General features: G+C 64.7%; 13 protein-coding genes. 12 read left to right on the top strand and 1 reads right to left on the bottom strand.

Annotated features, from left to right (window positions below; genetic code table 11):
• Positions 1–166: 166 nt before the first annotated feature.
• From DQW91_RS01250 to DQW91_RS01210, 8 genes are all read left to right on the top strand, one after another.
• The gene (locus tag DQW91_RS01250; protein ID WP_245410858.1) at positions 167–775 is read left to right on the top strand and encodes a TetR/AcrR family transcriptional regulator; all 609 of its coding nucleotides are present in this window, start codon (positions 167–169) and stop codon (positions 773–775) included.
• A 226-nt stretch (positions 776–1,001) separates the two neighbouring features.
• Positions 1,002–1,964: a malate dehydrogenase gene (mdh, locus tag DQW91_RS01245; protein ID WP_112661765.1), complete on the top strand. Its 963-nt coding sequence runs from the start codon at positions 1,002–1,004 to the stop codon at positions 1,962–1,964.
• A 110-nt stretch (positions 1,965–2,074) separates the two neighbouring features.
• Positions 2,075–3,274: an ADP-forming succinate--CoA ligase subunit beta gene (gene sucC / locus DQW91_RS01240; protein WP_112661764.1), complete on the top strand. Its 1,200-nt coding sequence runs from the start codon at positions 2,075–2,077 to the stop codon at positions 3,272–3,274.
• A 10-nt stretch (positions 3,275–3,284) separates the two neighbouring features.
• Complete coding sequence (sucD, locus tag DQW91_RS01235) at positions 3,285–4,172, top strand: succinate--CoA ligase subunit alpha (protein ID WP_112661763.1); 888 nt, start codon at positions 3,285–3,287, stop codon at positions 4,170–4,172.
• Positions 4,173–4,235: 63 nt separating this feature from the next.
• Positions 4,236–7,196, top strand: coding sequence for a 2-oxoglutarate dehydrogenase E1 component (locus DQW91_RS01230; RefSeq protein WP_112661762.1), 2,961 nt, complete (start codon positions 4,236–4,238; stop codon positions 7,194–7,196).
• A 63-nt stretch (positions 7,197–7,259) separates the two neighbouring features.
• Positions 7,260–8,480, top strand: a complete 1,221-nt coding sequence (gene odhB, locus DQW91_RS01225; RefSeq protein WP_112661761.1) for a 2-oxoglutarate dehydrogenase complex dihydrolipoyllysine-residue succinyltransferase — start codon at positions 7,260–7,262, stop codon at positions 8,478–8,480.
• 120 nt (positions 8,481–8,600) lie between these two features.
• On the top strand, positions 8,601–10,001 hold the full coding sequence (gene lpdA / locus DQW91_RS01215) for a dihydrolipoyl dehydrogenase (protein ID WP_112661760.1): 1,401 nt from the start codon (positions 8,601–8,603) through the stop codon (positions 9,999–10,001).
• An 82-nt stretch (positions 10,002–10,083) separates the two neighbouring features.
• The gene (locus DQW91_RS01210) at positions 10,084–10,458 is read left to right on the top strand and encodes an endonuclease domain-containing protein (protein WP_112661759.1); all 375 of its coding nucleotides are present in this window, start codon (positions 10,084–10,086) and stop codon (positions 10,456–10,458) included.
• Between the two features lie 37 nt (positions 10,459–10,495).
• On the opposite strand, the gene DQW91_RS01205 is transcribed toward DQW91_RS01210, so the two are convergent.
• Positions 10,496–11,482: a tyrosine recombinase XerC gene (locus DQW91_RS01205; protein ID WP_112661758.1), complete on the bottom strand. Its 987-nt coding sequence runs from the start codon at positions 11,480–11,482 to the stop codon at positions 10,496–10,498.
• Between the two features lie 58 nt (positions 11,483–11,540).
• Between DQW91_RS01205 and DQW91_RS01200 the strand changes: the two genes are divergently transcribed.
• The 4 genes from DQW91_RS01200 to atpA all read left to right on the top strand — a co-directional run bounded on the left by DQW91_RS01200 (position 11,541) and on the right by atpA (position 16,608).
• Entirely contained in the window at positions 11,541–13,703 is a 2,163-nt protein-coding gene (locus tag DQW91_RS01200) for a primosomal protein N' (RefSeq protein ID WP_112661757.1), read from the top strand.
• A 39-nt stretch (positions 13,704–13,742) separates the two neighbouring features.
• Positions 13,743–14,303, top strand: a complete 561-nt coding sequence (locus tag DQW91_RS01195) for a histidine phosphatase family protein (RefSeq protein WP_112661756.1) — start codon at positions 13,743–13,745, stop codon at positions 14,301–14,303.
• A 203-nt stretch (positions 14,304–14,506) separates the two neighbouring features.
• A complete protein-coding gene (locus DQW91_RS01190; protein WP_112661755.1) occupies positions 14,507–15,079 on the top strand; it encodes a F0F1 ATP synthase subunit delta in 573 nt (190 codons plus the stop codon).
• Positions 15,079–16,608 carry a F0F1 ATP synthase subunit alpha gene (gene atpA / locus DQW91_RS01185; RefSeq protein WP_112661754.1) on the top strand — a complete coding sequence of 510 codons (1,530 nt, stop codon included), beginning with the start codon at positions 15,079–15,081 and terminating at the stop codon, positions 16,606–16,608. The genes DQW91_RS01190 and atpA overlap by 1 nt, the downstream gene beginning before the upstream one ends.
• Positions 16,609–16,618 lie beyond the last annotated feature (10 nt).

Below are 16,618 nucleotides of genomic sequence, written 5' to 3'. Positions count from 1 at the left end.
ATATGTCGAGGTCGCGCAAGGGCCCGTCAAGCGGCCACGCGCCTAGCGCAGGGCATGGCAGGGTGGTAACGGTTGGCCCGGAAAGATCGCGCGCCGGTTCAATCCATCAGAGCGCGGTCTCGGCAAAGCCGGGGTTCACGATTGAGCCCGCATCAGGCCTGGACCCATGAAGAACATCCGCCATTCGGTGCCGGTGGATATGCACCTCCTGAACATCGCCGCCGAGCAATTGCGGCATGGCGGCGCGCGGAGCGTCACCGTGGTCAGCGTCGCGCAGGCGGCGGGGATGACCCACGCCAACGTCTACCGCTACTTTCCCTCCAAGGCGGAGCTCATCAACGCGGTCGTCGCCCAATGGCTGAAAGAGCTCGAGGTCACGATCGCCGGCATCGCCGATGCGCCGGACCCTGCCGACGACAAGCTGGAGCGCCTCATTCAGGCCTGGGCGCGCACGCACCGGGACCTTTTGACCGAGAACCGGCACCTTTTCGACGTCTATTGCACCGTCACCGAGAAATCCCAACTCCTCGTCCGCAAGCACCGGGCGCGAGTGCGGCAGCTGATCGAGCGGGTGCTGGACGAAGGGGTGGTGACCGGCAAGTTCGACCCGAGGGACCGCGAGCGGGCCTTATCCTTCATCGGCGATGCGGTCTATCGCTTCATCAACCCGCTTGCCGTGAGGCTCGATGCGGAGATGCCGCAAGCCGTTCTGGACAGCCGCCTCGCGGCCATGAGCCGGGTGGTTCTGAGGACCCTCGAACGGGGCATCCTGTAGCTTTAGTTACAGATTTAAAATTTTGTAACATGAAATTCATGAGCCGCCTCCCGGCCTTAAATCATTGTAAAATATAGCTTGTTTTCCAGAGGGCCCGCCATTGCGCTCGGCTCCGAGCCTGAACGGCTTGCCGCTTAACGTTTTGTTGGCTTGAAGCGTCCCTATTTCTGAGTCAAAGACGCGCCCATCCCAAGGCGCCCTGCCTTGCCCAACCAAGGATTTCCACATGGCTCGTCATAAGATCGCGCTCATCGGCGCTGGCCAGATCGGCGGCACTCTCGCTCATCTCGTCGGCTTGAAGGAACTCGGCGACGTCGTTTTGTTCGATATTGCGGAAGGTATCCCCCAGGGCAAAGGTCTCGACATCGCCGAATCTGCCCCGGTCGACGGCTTCGATGCCAAGTACAAGGGCGCGAACGATTATGCCGACATTGCGGGCGCGGACGTCATCATCGTGACCGCCGGCGTGCCGCGCAAGCCCGGCATGAGCCGTGACGACCTGCTCGGCATCAACCTCAAGGTCATGGAAGCGGTCGGCAACGGCATCAAGCAATATGCCCCGAACGCCTTCGTCATCTGCATCACCAACCCGCTCGACGCGATGGTGTGGGCGCTCCAGAAGTTCTCGGGCCTGAAGCCGGAGAAGATCGTCGGCATGGCCGGCGTGCTCGACTCGGCCCGCTTCCGCCACTTCCTCGCGGAAGAGTTCAACGTGTCGGTGGAAGACGTCACCGCCTTCGTGCTCGGCGGCCACGGCGACGACATGGTGCCGCTGACGCGCTACTCCACCGTCGCCGGCGTTCCGCTGCCCGACCTCGTCAAGATGGGTTGGACGACGCAGGCCAAGCTCGACGCGATGGTCGAGCGCACCCGCAAGGGCGGCGGCGAGATCGTCAACCTGCTCAAGACGGGCTCCGCCTTCTACGCACCCGCCGCTTCCGCGATTGCGATGGCCGAGAGCTATCTGCGCGACAAGAAGCGCGTTCTGCCCTGCGCCGCGCATCTCAATGGCCAGTACGGCATCAAGGACATGTTCGTCGGCGTTCCGATCGTGATCGGCGCGAAGGGCGTGGAGCGCGTCGTCGAAGTGTCGTTCACCGCCGAGGAAAAGGCGATGTTCGACAAGTCGGTCGCCTCCGTGCAGGGCCTTGTCGACGCCTGCAAAGAGATCAACCCGGCTCTGAAGTAAGCCAAACGCGTCATGGCCGGGCCCGTCCCGGCCATCCACGTCTTCAACCGCCACGCCGCAACAGGCGTGGATGCCCGGGCCAAGCCAGGGCATGACGGAGAGAAAAACACATGAATATCCATGAATACCAAGGCAAAGCCGTCCTGAAGGAGTTCGGCCTGCCCGTCTCCAACGGCGTCGCCATCTTTTCCGCCGCCGAGGCGGAAGCTGCCGCCAAGAAGCTCGGCGGTCCGCTCTGGGTCGTGAAGTCCCAGATCCATGCGGGCGGTCGCGGCAAGGGCAAGTTCAAGGAAGCCGCTGCCGGCGAAAAAGGCGGCGTGCGTCTCGCCAAGTCCGTCGACGAGGTCAAGCAGTTCGCGCAGCAGATGCTCGGCAACACGCTGGTCACGATCCAGACCGGTGAAGCGGGCAAGCAGGTCAACCGCCTTTACATCGAAGACGGCTCGGACATCGAGCGCGAGCTTTATCTCTCCATGCTCGTCGACCGCGCCACGGGCCGCGTCGCTTTCGTCGTCTCAACCGAAGGCGGCATGGACATCGAGCAGGTCGCGCACGACACGCCTGAAAAGATCCTCACCTTCTCCGTCGACCCCGCGACCGGCGTGATGCCTCACCACGGCCGTACCGTGGCGAAGGCGCTCGGCCTCACCGGCTCGCTCGCCAAGGAAGCGGAAGACGTGGTTGCGAAGCTCTACAAGGCCTTCATCGCGAAGGACATGGAGATGCTCGAGATCAACCCGCTCATCGTCACCAAGGACGGGCACCTCAAGTGCCTCGACGCGAAGATCTCCTTCGACTCGAACTCGCTCTACCGTCATCCTGAGATCGTCGAACTGCGCGACATCACGGAAGAAGACGCGAAGGAAATCGAAGCCTCGAAGTTCGACCTCGCCTATATCGCGCTGGACGGCACCATCGGCTGCATGGTCAACGGCGCGGGCCTCGCGATGGCGACGCTCGACATCATCAAGCTCTATGGCGAAGAGCCGGCGAACTTCCTCGATGTCGGCGGCGGCGCATCGGAAGAGAAGGTGACGGCGGCGTTCAAGATCATCACCGCCGACCCGCAGGTGAAGGGCATCCTCGTCAACATCTTCGGCGGCATCATGAAGTGCGACGTCATCGCCCGCGGCGTGCTCGCGGCGGTGAAGGCCGTCGGCCTCCAGGTTCCGCTCGTCGTTCGCCTTGAAGGCACGAACGTCGAAGAGGGCAAGAAGATCATCCGCGAATCCGGCCTCAACGTGATTCCGGCAGACGATCTCGACGACGCGGCGCAGAAGATCGTGAACGCGGTTCGCGGCGGAAAGTAAGAGGCTTCAGATGTCCATTCTCATCGACAAGAACACCAAGGTCATCTGCCAGGGCTTCACCGGCAAGAACGGGACCTTCCACTCCGAGCAGGCCATCGCCTACGGCACCAAGATGGTCGGTGGCACCTCGCCCGGCAAAGGCGGCTCGACGCACCTGAACCTGCCCGTGTTCGACACGGTCATGGAAGCGCGTGAGAAGACCGGCGCCGATGCGTCCGTCGTGTACGTTCCGCCTCCGGGCGCGGCGGATGCGATCTGCGAGGCGATCCAGGCGGAAATCCCGCTCATCGTCTGCATCACGGAAGGCATTCCGGTGCTCGACATGGTGCGCGTGAAGCGCGCGCTTGAAGGCTCGAAGTCGCGGCTCATCGGGCCGAACTGCCCCGGCATCGTGACGGCGGGCGAATCGAAGATCGGCATCATGCCGGCCAACATCTTCAAGCCCGGCTCGGTCGGCATCGTGTCGCGCTCCGGCACGCTGACCTATGAGGCGGTGTTCCAGACCACCAACGAGGGCCTCGGCCAGACGACGGCGGTCGGCATCGGCGGCGATCCGGTCAAGGGCACCGAGTTCATCGACGTGCTCGACATGTTCCTTTCCGACCCGAAGACCGAGTCGATCGTCATGATCGGCGAGATCGGCGGCTCGGCGGAAGAAGAGGCGGCCGAGTTCATCGCCCGCGAAGCCAGGAAGGGCCGCAAGAAGCCGATGGTCGGCTTCATTGCGGGCCGCACGGCTCCCCCCGGACGCCGCATGGGCCATGCCGGCGCGATCATCTCCGGCGGCAAGGGCGGCGCGGAAGACAAGATCTCCGCCATGGAGGCCGCAGGCATCCGCGTGTCGCCGTCTCCGGCGCGCCTTGGAAAAACCTTGGTTGAGGTTCTCAAAGGCCGATAAAGCCACACGGGCCGCCCCGGAAGGCTGGGGCGGCCGTTTCGTATAATTGGATCGAGTATTGCCATGTCCCGCCAAGACGCCAACGAGAAGTTTCTCAACACCGCTTTCCTCTACGGGGCGAATGCGTCCTACATTGAGGATCTCTACGCCCGCTATGAGGAAAACCCCGCCTCGGTCGATGCCGAGTGGCAGGCGTTCTTCGGCGCGCTGAAAGACGACAAGCAGGCGGTTCTGGCCAATGCGCGCGGGGCGTCCTGGGAAAAGCCGAACTGGCCGATTCCGGCGAACGGCGAACTCGTCTCGGCGCTCGACGGTAACTGGGCTCAGGTCGAAAAGGCCGTCGGCGACAAGATCAAGGCGAAGGCTACCGCCAAGGGCGCCGAGATCAGCCCCGAACAGGTGCTGCAATCGACCCGCGATTCCGTGCGCGCGATCATGCTGATCCGCGCCTATCGCGTGCGCGGCCACCTTCACGCCAAGCTCGACCCGCTCGACATCAACCCGCGTCCGAGCGACGAGGAGCTGCACCCGTCCCATTACGGTTTCACGGAAGCCGATTGGGACCGCAAGATTTTCCTCGATAACGTGCTCGGCCTCGAATTCGGCACCATCCGCGAGATCGTCGCCATTCTCGAGCGCACGTATTGCCAGACGCTCGGCGTCGAGTTCATGCACATCTCCGATCCGGTCGAGAAGGCCTGGATCCAGGAGCGTATCGAAGGTCCCGATAAGGAGATCACCTTCACGAAGGAAGGCAAGCGCGCCATCCTCAACAAGATCGTCGAGGCGGAAGGCTTCGAGAAGTTTCTCGATCTGAAATACACCGGCACCAAGCGTTTCGGCTTGGACGGCAGCGAGTCGCTCATTCCGGCGCTGGAACAGATCATCAAGCGCGGTGGCAATCTCGGCTGTCAGGAAATCGTGTTCGGCATGGCCCACCGCGGCCGCCTCAACGTGCTGACCCAGGTGATGGGCAAGCCGCACCGCGCGTTGTTCCACGAGTTCAAGGGCGGCTCGTTCGCCCCTGACGACGTGGAAGGCTCGGGCGACGTGAAGTACCATCTCGGCGCTTCGAGCGATCGCACCTTCGACGATAACAACGTCCACCTGTCGCTGACCGCAAACCCCTCGCACCTCGAGATCGTCGATCCGGTGGTGCTCGGCAAGGTGCGCGCCAAGCAGGATCAGCATGGCTGCACGGCGGACAACCGCACGGCGGTGATGCCGCTGCTCATTCACGGCGATGCCGCTTTCGCCGGTCAGGGCGTGGTGGCGGAATGCCTCGGCCTGTCGGGCCTGCGCGGGCATCGCACGGGCGGCTCGATCCACTTCATCATCAACAACCAGATCGGCTTCACCACCGATCCGCGCTTCTCGCGTTCCTCGCCCTATCCGTCGGATGTGGCGAAGATGGTCGAAGCGCCGATCTTCCATGTGAACGGCGACGATCCGGAGGCGGTGGTGTTCGCGGCCAAAGTCGCGACCGAGTATCGTCAGAAGTTCCAGAAGCCTGTGGTGGTGGACATGTTCTGCTATCGCCGCTTTGGCCACAACGAGGGCGATGAGCCGGCGTTCACACAGCCGCTCATGTACCGCAAGATCCGCTCGCATCCCTCGATCCTGGAGATCTATTCCAAGAAGCTTCTCTCCGAAGGCGTCGTCACCGAGGCCGAGGTGGAGGAGATGAAGAACTCCTGGCGCTCGAAGCTCGACGCGGAATTCGACATCGCCTCCAACTACAAGCCCAACAAGGCCGATTGGCTCGACGGTCGCTGGGCCGGCCTCAAGGCCGTGCGTGAGGATCAGGACGATCCGCGCCGTGGCCAGACCGGCGTTTCGGTGGCGACCTTGCAGAACATCGCGAAGGCGCTCACCACCATTCCGGAAGGCTTCCACCTTCACCGCACGATCCAGCGCTTCCTCGACAACCGCAAGAAGATGATGGAAACGGGCGAGGGCATCGATTGGGCGATGGCGGAAGCGCTCGCCTTCGGTTCGCTCCTCGTCGAAGGCCACCGCGTGCGTCTCTCCGGTCAGGATTGCGAGCGCGGCACCTTCTCGCAGCGCCACTCGGTTCTCACCGATCAGGAGAACGAGGAACGCTATACGAACCTCAACCACATCTCCGAGAACCAGGCTCGCTACGAGGTCATCAACTCGATGCTTTCGGAAGAGGCGGTGCTCGGCTTCGAGTATGGCTACACCCTCTCCGAGCCCAACGCGCTGACGCTATGGGAAGCGCAGTTCGGCGATTTCGCCAACGGCGCACAGGTGGTGTTCGACCAGTTCATCTCGTCGGGCGAGCGCAAGTGGCTGCGCATGTCGGGCCTCGTCTGCCTCCTGCCGCACGGCTATGAAGGTCAGGGACCGGAGCATTCCTCCGCCCGCCTCGAGCGCTGGCTGCAGATGTGCGCCGAGGACAACATGCAGGTCGCGAACTGCACGACGCCGTCGAACTACTTCCACATCCTGCGCCGTCAGCTGAAGCGCGAGTTCCGCAAGCCGCTGATCCTGATGACGCCGAAGTCGCTCCTGCGCCACAAGCGCGCCGTGTCGTCGCTTTCGGCGATCTCGGAAGGAACCTCGTTCCACCGCGTTCTGCAGGACGACGCGCAGCGCCTCGGCGACAGCGTGAAGCTCGTGAAGGACGACAAGATCCGCCGCGTCGTGATCTGCTCCGGCAAGGTCTTCTACGACCTCTACGAGGAGCGCGAGAAGCGTGGGATCGATGACGTTTACCTGATGCGCGTCGAGCAGCTCTACCCGTTCCCGGCGAAGTCGCTGGCGGCGGAACTCGCCCGCTTCAAGAAGGCGGATGTGGTGTGGTGCCAGGAAGAACCCAAGAACATGGGCTCCTGGACCTTCGTCGAGCCCTATCTCGAGTGGGTGCTCAAGACCGCAGGCTCCAAGGTGGATCGTCCGCGCTATGTGGGCCGCCCCGCCTCCGCCGCCACCGCGACGGGCTTGATGTCCAAGCACCAGGCGCAACTGCAAGCTTTCCTTGACGAGGCTTTCGCGGCTTAAAGCGCCGCGAAGGTCAAACGTTTCCTTTTCACCGGCCTTTGGGCCCAGAACATCAAGACGATCATGGCGACCGAAATCCGCGTACCCACCCTTGGCGAATCCGTTTCAGAGGCCACCATCGGCCGCTGGTTCAAGAAGCCCGGCGACCCCGTGAAGGCCGACGAGCCCGTGCTGGAGCTCGAGACCGACAAGGTGACCCTTGAGGTCAATGCCCCCGCCGCGGGCACCCTCGGCGACATCGTCGCCAAGGACGGCGAGACGGTGACCCCTGGCGCGCTGCTCGGCTCGGTGATCGAAGGCGGCGCTGCCGCTGCAGCTCCGGCTCCCAAGGCGGAAGCGCCGAAGGCTGCTCCTGCTGCAGCGCCTGCGCCTGCCGCCGCTCCAGCTGCCGCCAAGGAGCCCGGCCCAGCGGTCGGCCGTCTCGCGGCTGAAAGCGGCGTCTCCCCGGCTGCCGTCGCCGGCACCGGCAAGGATGGCCGCGTGACCAAGGGCGACATGCTCGCCGCCATCGCGGGCGGCGCTGCCGCCGCTGCGGCTCCGAGCGCTCCGGTTCAGGTTCGCGCTCCCTCCGCGCCGGCCGATGCCGGGCGCGAAGAGCGCGTGAAGATGACGAAGCTGCGCCAGACCATCGCGCGTCGCCTCAAGGACGCGCAGAACACCGCCGCCATGCTCACCACGTTCAACGACGTGGACATGAGTGCGGTGATGAATCTGCGTAGCCAGTACAAGGACGTCTTCGAGAAGAAGCACGGCACCAAGCTCGGCTTCATGGGCTTCTTCACCAAGGCGGTGATCCAGGCGCTGAAGGACATCCCGGCGGTCAACGCCGAGATCGACGGCACCGATCTCGTCTACAAGAACTACTACCACATCGGCATCGCGGTCGGCACCGAGAAGGGCCTCGTGGTTCCCGTAGTGCGCGATGCGGATCTGCTCTCGGTCGCCGGCATCGAGAAGACCATCTCCGATTTCGGCAAGCGCGCCCGTGACGGCAAGCTCTCCATCGACGAGATGCAGGGCGGCACCTTCACCATCACCAACGGCGGCATCTACGGTTCGCTGCTCTCCACCCCGATCCTCAACGCACCGCAGTCGGGCATTCTCGGCATGCACCGCATTGAGGAGCGCCCGGTGGTGAAGAACGGCCAGATCGTCATCCGCCCGATGATGTATCTCGCGCTCTCCTACGATCACCGCATCGTCGACGGCAAGGAAGCCGTGACCTTCCTCGTGCGCGTCAAGGAAGCGCTTGAGGATCCGGCGCGTCTCGTTCTCGACCTCTAAGAAAACGCTTCGTCATGCCCGGCCTCGTGCCGGGCATCCACGCCTTTTGTGCCGGGCGGCCGTCCCAAGACGTGGATGGCCGGGACAAGCCCGGCCATGACGTTCAAGGGGATGCTTCCCATGTCCTACGATCTCATCGTTATCGGCACCGGCCCCGGCGGCTATGTGGCCGCCATCCGCGCGGCGCAGCTCGGGCTGAAGACCGCTGTCGTCGAAAAGCGCAAGACCCACGGCGGCACCTGCCTCAATGTGGGCTGCATTCCCTCGAAGGCGCTGCTGCACGCCTCGCACGCCTTTGAGGATGCGAACACGCATTTCGACAAACTCGGCATCAGTGTCGGCACGCCGAAGGTCGATGTGAAGAAGATGATGGCCTTCAAGCAGGAAGGCATCGACGGCAACACCAAGGGCGTCGAGTTCCTGCTCAAGAAGAACAAGATCGACGCCTTCCTCGGCACCGGCCGCATTGCTGCCGCCGGTCAGGTGGAAGTGACCGCCGAGGACGGCTCGAAGCAGATTCTCGAGACGAAAAACATCCTCATCGCGACGGGTTCGGACGTCGCGCGCCTTCCCGGCGTCGAGATCGACGAGAAGGTCGTCGTTTCCTCCACCGGAGCGCTTGAACTCGAGAGCATTCCGAAGCGTCTCATCGTCATCGGCGCGGGCGTCATCGGCCTCGAACTCGGCTCCGTGTGGCGCCGCCTCGGCTCTGAGGTGACCGTGGTGGAATATCTCGACCGCATCCTGCCCGGCATGGATGGCGAGGTCGCCAAGAACTTCCAGCGTATGCTGTCGAAGCAAGGTTTTGCGTTCAAGCTCGGCTCCAAAGTTACGAAGGTGGGGAAGGGCGCAAAGAGCGCCACCGTCACCATCGAACCGGCAGCGGGCGGCGCTGCGGAGACCATCGAAGCCGACGTGGTGCTCGTCGCCATCGGCCGCGTGCCTTATACGCAGGGTCTCGGGCTCGATGAACTCGGCATCCAGAAGGACCCGCGAGGCCGCATCCTCACCGACGCGCATTTCTCCACCAACGTCACCGGCATCTATGCCATCGGCGATGTGATCGCGGGCCCGATGCTCGCGCACAAGGCCGAGGACGAGGGCGTTGCGGTGGCCGAAATTCTCGCGGGCAAGGCGGGCCATGTGAACTACGACGTCATTCCCGGCGTCGTTTACACCGCGCCGGAAGTTGCCGCCGTCGGCAAGACCGAAGAAGAGCTGAAGGCCGCGGGCATTGCCTACAATGTCGGCAAGTTCCCCTTCACGGCCAATGGCCGCGCGAAGTCCATCGGGCTGACCGAAGGCTTCGTGAAGATCCTCGCCGATGCCGCGACCGACAAGGTGCTCGGCGTTCACATCATCGGCGCGACCGCCGGTGAATCGATCCACGAGGCGGTGATCGCCATGGAGTTTGGCGCATCGTCGGAAGACATCGCCCGCTCCTGCCACGCGCACCCGACCTTCGCCGAAGCGGTGAAGGAAGCGGCCCTCGCGGTGGAGAAGCGCGCGATTCATATGTAATCGCTTCCCTCTCCCCTCGCGGGAGAGGGTGGCCCTCGCGTGAGCGAGGGTCGGGAGAGGGGGCATAAGGTTTCAAAAGCTCATGCCCCGCTTCCGTATTTCCTCTGAGCATCGCGACTTCGCAAAGCAGCAGCGCCGTGAGCCTACGCGCGCGGAAGAGGCGGTGTGGCAAGTTTTGCGCGCCGGGCGGCTGGGTTTCAAATTCAAGCGGCAGGTTCCTATCGGAATTTATACGGTCGACTTCGTTTGCTTGGAGAAGCGCCTCGTCGTCGAAGTCGATGGTCCGTTGCATGAGAACGACGAACAGCGCCTCAAGGATGAGCGCCGCGATCTTTGGCTGATGCCGCAGGGGTTCGAAATCCTGCGACTGCCGAGCGGTCTCGTGATTGGATCTGTCGAGATTGCCGCTCAGCGTATTCTGGAGGCGCTTACTGCCCCCTCTCCCGACCCTCGCTGACGCGAGGGCCACCCTCTCCCGCGAGGGGAGAGGGAGATTATCGCCGCGCTCTCGGATGGGCGGCGTCGAACGCGTCCATCAGGCGGCTTGCATCGACCTTGGTGTAGAGCTGCGTGGTGGACAGCGAGGCGTGGCCGAGCAGTTCCTGAATGCCGCGCAGATCGCCGCCACGCGCGAGAAGATGTGTGGCGAATGAATGGCGCAGGGCATGCGGCGTCGCGCTGTCGGGCAGGCCGAGCGCGCCGCGCAGTTCCTCCACCGCGAGCTGGATGATGCGCGGCGAGAGCGGCCCGCCGCGCGCGCCGACGAAGAGCGGCTCCTCCGGCTTCATCACATAGGGGCAGAGGCTCAAGTATTCCTCGACGGAGCTGCGGATCGCGGAGATGATCGGCACGGAGCGGACCTTGCCGCCCTTGCCCGTCACCGTCACCGAATCGACGCCGTTGATCGGCGCGTCCCGGCGCTGGATGCCGAGGGCTTCCGAAATACGTAATCCCGCGCCGTAGAGCAGCGAGAGCACGGCGGCATCGCGCGCCAGAATCCAGGGCTTGCGATTCTCGCCCGCGCGGACCTCCGTTTCCGTCACCGCCACGGCGGCGGAGGCGGAGAGGGGGCGCGGCAGGTTCTTGGCGACCTTCGGCGTGCGGATCGCGGCGAAGGCCGAGGCCGTGCCGTGGCCCTCCCGCTCCAGATGCCGCGCGAAGGAGCGCAGGGCCGCGAGCTGGCGCATGAGGGAGCGGCTTTGCACCGCCTCGGAGCGCCGCGCGGCGAGGAACGATCGGATGTCGAGGGGCTTGAGGGCAAGAATCGCCTTCACGGTCGGAGGTTCGCCGAGATGCCCGGTGAGAAAGGTTAGGAATTGCCGCAGGTCCCGGCCATAGGCCTCGACGGTCTTGGGGGAAAGGCGGCGCTCCTTGGCAAGCGAAGCGAGCCACGCACGCGCCTCATCGCGCGTGTCGGGCGCGCCGGGAAGGACAAGGTCGAGGACGGCAGGGTGGACAGTTTGCGAATCGCTGACTGGCATGTTCTTGCTTCGAGCCACGGAGTCCCCACCTTAGCCCAGCCAGGTTAACCCGAACCGAATGACCCGCCGCATCGCCGATGTCCTTATCCCGCTCGCGCTGGACACGGCCTACAGCTACGCCGTGCCGGACGATCTCGCGTTAAGCGAGGGCGATGTGGTGCAGGTGCCGCTCGCCAACCGGGAGGTGCCGGGGGTGGTCTGGGCCCTGCGGGAGGGGTCCGGCGGCAACCTCAAGAAGGTGACGGACAAGATCGCCGTGCCGGGGCTTTCGGCCAAGATGCGAAAGCTCCTGGACTGGGTGGCCTGGTACACGCTCTCCCCGAAGGGCTCGGTGCTCGGCCTTGGCCTCAAGCTCGTGGACGACAGCCATCCGGAGGCGGTGCGGATCGGCGTTCGCCGGGCGGGGCCGCCGCCCCAGCGGGTGACGCCCGCGCGCCGCCGCGTCATCGAGGCGTCCGAAGACGGGCTCGTGCGCACCAAGCGGGAACTGGCCGAAGCCGCCGCCGTCAGCGTCGGCGTCGTGGATGGGCTGATCGACGAGGGAACGCTGGAAACCGTGGCCCTGCCGCCGGAGCCGGTGGCCGAGCCGCCCGATCCGGATTTTGGCGGCGCGACCCTCTCGGACGATCAGCGCGCGGCGGCGGAAGACCTGCGCAAGACCCTCCACGAGGCGCAAGCCCCCGTGACCCTGCTCGAAGGCGTCACCGGCTCGGGCAAGACGGAAGTTTATTTCGAGGCGGTGGCCGAAGCCGTGCGCACGGGGCGGCAGGCGCTGATCCTGATGCCGGAAATCGCGCTGACCGCCCAGTTTCTCGACCGCTTTGCCGCGCGCTTTGGCGTGAAGCCTGCGACCTGGCATTCCGGCGTCACGGGCCGCAAGCGCGAGCGGCTTTATACGGGCATCGCCTCGGGCGAGGTGAAGGTGGTGGCGGGCGCGCGTTCGGCGCTGTTCCTACCTTACGCCGATCTCGGGCTCATCGTGGTCGATGAGGAACACGAAGGCGCCTACAAGCAGGACGACGGCGTGCACTACCACGCCCGCGACATGGCCGTGGTGCGGGGGCGAATCGAAAATGCCCCGGTCATCCTCGCCTCCGCGACGCCCTCCATCGAAAGCCGGGTCAATGTGGAGCGCGGGCGCTACCGCCATGTGCAGCTGCCCGAGCGTTTTGGCGGGCGGCAATTGCCGCAGATCCGGGCCATCGACCTGAAGAAGGAGACGATCCCGAAAGGCCGCTGGCTCTCGCCCGCCCTCAACACGGCGGTGGAGGAGACCCTTTCACGGGGGGAGCAGGTGCTGCTCTTCCTCAACCGGCGGGGCTATGCGCCGCTCACCCTCTGCCGTGCCTGTACCCATCGCTACGAGTGCCCCAATTGCTCGGCCTGGCTGGTGGAGCATCGCTTCCGGCGCTCGCTCGTGTGCCACCATTGCGGCCATATCGAGCGCACGCCCCATGCCTGCGTTGCCTGCGGCAGCGTCGATTCGCTCACCTCCTGCGGGCCGGGCGTCGAGCGAATCGCGGAGGAAGTGGCCGAGCTTTTCCCCGACAAGCGCACCATCGTGCTCTCTAGCGACTTTCCGGGCGGCACGGAGCGGCTGCGCAACGAGCTCGCGGCCATCGCGGCGGGGGAGTTCGACATCGTCATCGGCACGCAGCTGGTCGCCAAGGGGCACAATTTCCCGCTCATGACCCTGGTCGGCGTGTTGGACGCGGATATCGGCCTCACCTCCGGAGATCCCCGCGCCGCCGAGCGGACCTTCCAGCTTCTGCAACAGGTCACGGGCCGGGCCGGGCGCGGGGAAAAGGCGGGCCGGGCCCTTGTCCAGACCTGGCAGCCGGAGCATCCCGTCATCGCCGCCCTGATCTCGGGGGATGCGGAACGGTTCTACGCGGAGGAAACCCGCGTGCGGGAACTGGCGGGTCTGCCCCCGTTCGGGCGGCTTGCCGCCATCGTCGTCTCGGCGACGGAGCGGGAGGTGGCGGAAACCCATGCCCGGGGCATGGCGAAGGTGGCCGAGCCGCCCCTCGGGGTGATGGTTCTCGGCCCCGCCGAGGCCCCGCTCGCCCTGATCCGTGGGCGCTATCGCTATCGGCTTCTGGTGAAGACCGAGCGGGAGGTGGATCTTCAGGCCTATTTGCGCGGCTGGCTTGCCCGCTGCCCCAAGATCCGGGGCAACACCCGCGTCTCGGTGGATGTGGACCCGCAGAGCTTTTTGTGATGTACCCGGCCCGTTCGCGGGGCGGAATGGGAGAAAAACATGCCGAAGATCGTTCATTGCATCAGGCACGGGCAATCGACCTTCAACGCCCGCTATGACGAGACCGGCGAGGATCCGCTGTTCTTCGATGCGCCCCTGACCGATCTCGGCCACACGCAGGCGGCGGACGCGGCGGCGCTCCATCGCGGCTTCGCCTATGAGCTGGTGGTGACCTCGCCCCTGACCCGCGCCCTCCAGACGACGCGCGGAATCTTCGGGAATCACCCGGTCGCCCCGCCGATCGTCGTCGAATCCCTTCACCGGGAATATCTTCTGAGCAGCTGCGATGTGGGGCGCGAACCTGTCCATCTTGCCCGGGATTTTCCCGATTTCGCCTTCGCCCACCTGGACGAGGTGTGGTGGCACCGGGACGACAGCCCTGACGAGCGCGGGCTCTCCGTGGAGCCGCTGGACCACCTGGCCGAGCGCGTGAAATCCTTCCGCAGCTGGCTTTCGGCCCGCCCGGAGGGCCTGATCGCGGTCGTCGGCCACGGGACTTTCTTCCGGGAGCTGACTGGAACCTTCCTCCGAAATTGCGAGATGGCGGCCATCGAACTCTGAGGGTTTTGCCAAACTTTCGCCAGAATGCTCCAGAGGTGCGGTTCGTCTGCTTGCACCTCCGGAAATCCCATGTTAGTGCACCCGCGCCTGCTGGGCGGCGCTTCCCGTCCCAGGCTCCTTTCCACCGACCTGACGGGTTTCCCGAGGCCTTTCTAAAAGGTTCTGCCGGTTCGAAGCCCGTGAGATTTGAGAGAGACGACCACGTGGCGCAAAGCGGTTCTCAAGATGGACCTCTCCTGTCGGGCGTAGCGACGCGCTATGCCTCGGCGCTGTTCGAGCTCGCTCAGGAAGCGAAGTCCGTGGACGCCGTCGCCGGCGATCTCGACCGCTTCGACAAGCTGATCAAGGAAAGCGCCGATCTGCAGCGCCTCATCCGCAGCCCCGCCTTCACGACGGAGCAGCAGGAGGCCGCCGTCGGGGCTCTTCTGGACAAGGCCGGCATTTCGGGCCTTGCGGGCAATTTCATCCGCCTCGCCGCCGCCAAGCGCCGCCTGTTCGCGCTGCCGGATATGATCCGGGCCTTCCGCGACCTCGTGGCGGATTCCAAGGGCGTCGTGCGGGCACAGGTCGTTCTGGCCGAAGCGCCGTCCGATACCGTTCTCAACGAAATCAAGGCGGCGCTGCGCGACGTCGCCAAGTCTGACGTCTCCCTCGACGTCAAGATCGACCCGAGCCTCATCGGCGGCCTCATCGTGAAGATGGGCTCCCGCATGGTGGACGCTTCGGTGCGCAACAAACTCAATTCCATTCGTCTAGCGATGAAAGAGGTCCGCTGATGGACATTCGAGCCGCTGAGATCTCCGCGATCCTCAAAGAGCAAATCAAGAACTTCGGTGCCGAAGCCGAGGTTACCGAAGTTGGCCAGGTTCTGTCCGTCGGTGACGGTATTGCCCGTTGCTATGGCCTCGACAATGTGCAGGCCGGTGAGCTTGTGCAGTTCGAGAGCGGCGTGAAGGGCATGGCGCTCAACCTCGAAGCCGACAACGTCGGTATCGTGATCTTCGGTTCCGACCGCGAGATCGCCGAGGGCCAGACCGTGAAGCGCACGGGCGCCATCGTGGACGTGCCGGTCGGCAAGGGCCTGCTCGGCCGCGTCGTCGACGCGCTCGGCAACCCCATCGACGGCAAGGGTCCGATCCAGGCGACCGAACGTCGCCGCGTCGACGTGAAGGCCCCCGGCATCATTCCGCGTAAGTCCGTGCACGAGCCGATGGCGACGGGCCTCAAGGCCATCGACGCCCTCATTCCGGTCGGCCGCGGCCAGCGCGAGCTCATCATCGGCGACCGCCAGACCGGCAAGACCGCGATCGCGCTCGACACCATCCTGAACCAGAAGCCGCTGAACCAGGGCAACGACGAGAGCCAGAAGCTCTACTGCGTCTACGTCGCCATCGGTCAGAAGCGTTCGACGGTCGCCCAGTTCGTGAAGGTTCTCGAAGAGAACGGCGCGCTGGAATACTCGATCATCGTCGCGGCGACCGCGTCCGATCCGGCTCCGATGCAGTTCCTGGCTCCCTTCGCCGGCTGCGCGATGGGCGAGTTCTTCCGTGACAACGGCATGCACGCCGTGATCACCTATGACGACCTGTCCAAGCAGGCCGTCGCCTACCGTCAAATGTCGCTGCTGCTGCGCCGCCCGCCGGGCCGCGAGGCTTATCCGGGCGACGTGTTCTATCTCCATTCGCGCCTTCTCGAGCGCGCCGCGAAGCTCAACGATTCGCAAGGGTCCGGCTCGCTGACCGCTCTGCCGGTCATCGAGACGCAGGCCAACGACGTGTCGGCCTACATCCCGACCAACGTGATCTCGATCACCGACGGCCAGATCTTCCTCGAGACGGATCTGTTCTACCAGGGCATCCGCCCGGCGGTGAACGTCGGCCTTTCGGTGTCGCGCGTGGGCTCCTCGGCCCAGACGAAGGCGATGAAGAAGGTCGCCGGCAAGATCAAGGGCGAGCTCGCGCAGTACCGCGAAATGGCGGCCTTCGCGCAGTTCGGCTCCGACCTCGACGCCACGACCCAGCGCCTCCTCAACCGTGGTTCGCGCCTGACCGAACTCCTGAAGCAGCCGCAGTTTTCGCCGCTGAAGATGGAAGAGCAAGTCGTGGTGATCTACGCGGGCGTGAACGGCTATCTCGACTCGCTGCCGCTCAACCGCGTGCGCGCCTTCGAGGATGGGCTCCTTGGCCTTCTTCGCGCCAAGCACGCCGACATTCTGGAAGCGATCCGCTCCTCGAAGGATCTGGCGAGCGATACGGAAGCGAAGCTCAAGGACGCCGTCCAGTCCTTCGCCAAGTCGTTCTCGTAAGGTCGTTCCT

Origin of the sequence: Microvirga flavescens (genome assembly GCF_003290125.1) — a bacterium.
Classification (GTDB): Bacteria; Pseudomonadota; Alphaproteobacteria; order Rhizobiales; family Beijerinckiaceae; genus Microvirga; species Microvirga flavescens.
Note: the sequence above shows the minus strand (reverse complement) of the source record. Positions and strands in the feature narration are given on the sequence as shown.

Coding starts and splice junctions, on each gene's coding strand:
- DQW91_RS01250 (WP_245410858.1), top strand. CDS start 167: ATGAAGAACATCCGCCATTCGGTGCCGGTGGATATGCACCTCCTGAAC.
- mdh (WP_112661765.1), top strand. CDS start 1,002: ATGGCTCGTCATAAGATCGCGCTCATCGGCGCTGGCCAGATCGGCGGC.
- sucC (WP_112661764.1), top strand. CDS start 2,075: ATGAATATCCATGAATACCAAGGCAAAGCCGTCCTGAAGGAGTTCGGC.
- sucD (WP_112661763.1), top strand. CDS start 3,285: ATGTCCATTCTCATCGACAAGAACACCAAGGTCATCTGCCAGGGCTTC.
- DQW91_RS01230 (WP_112661762.1), top strand. CDS start 4,236: ATGTCCCGCCAAGACGCCAACGAGAAGTTTCTCAACACCGCTTTCCTC.
- odhB (WP_112661761.1), top strand. CDS start 7,260: ATGGCGACCGAAATCCGCGTACCCACCCTTGGCGAATCCGTTTCAGAG.
- lpdA (WP_112661760.1), top strand. CDS start 8,601: ATGTCCTACGATCTCATCGTTATCGGCACCGGCCCCGGCGGCTATGTG.
- DQW91_RS01210 (WP_112661759.1), top strand. CDS start 10,084: ATGCCCCGCTTCCGTATTTCCTCTGAGCATCGCGACTTCGCAAAGCAG.
- DQW91_RS01205 (WP_112661758.1), bottom strand. CDS start 11,482: ATGCCAGTCAGCGATTCGCAAACTGTCCACCCTGCCGTCCTCGACCTT.
- DQW91_RS01200 (WP_112661757.1), top strand. CDS start 11,541: ATGACCCGCCGCATCGCCGATGTCCTTATCCCGCTCGCGCTGGACACG.
- DQW91_RS01195 (WP_112661756.1), top strand. CDS start 13,743: ATGCCGAAGATCGTTCATTGCATCAGGCACGGGCAATCGACCTTCAAC.
- atpA (WP_112661754.1), top strand. CDS start 15,079: ATGGACATTCGAGCCGCTGAGATCTCCGCGATCCTCAAAGAGCAAATC.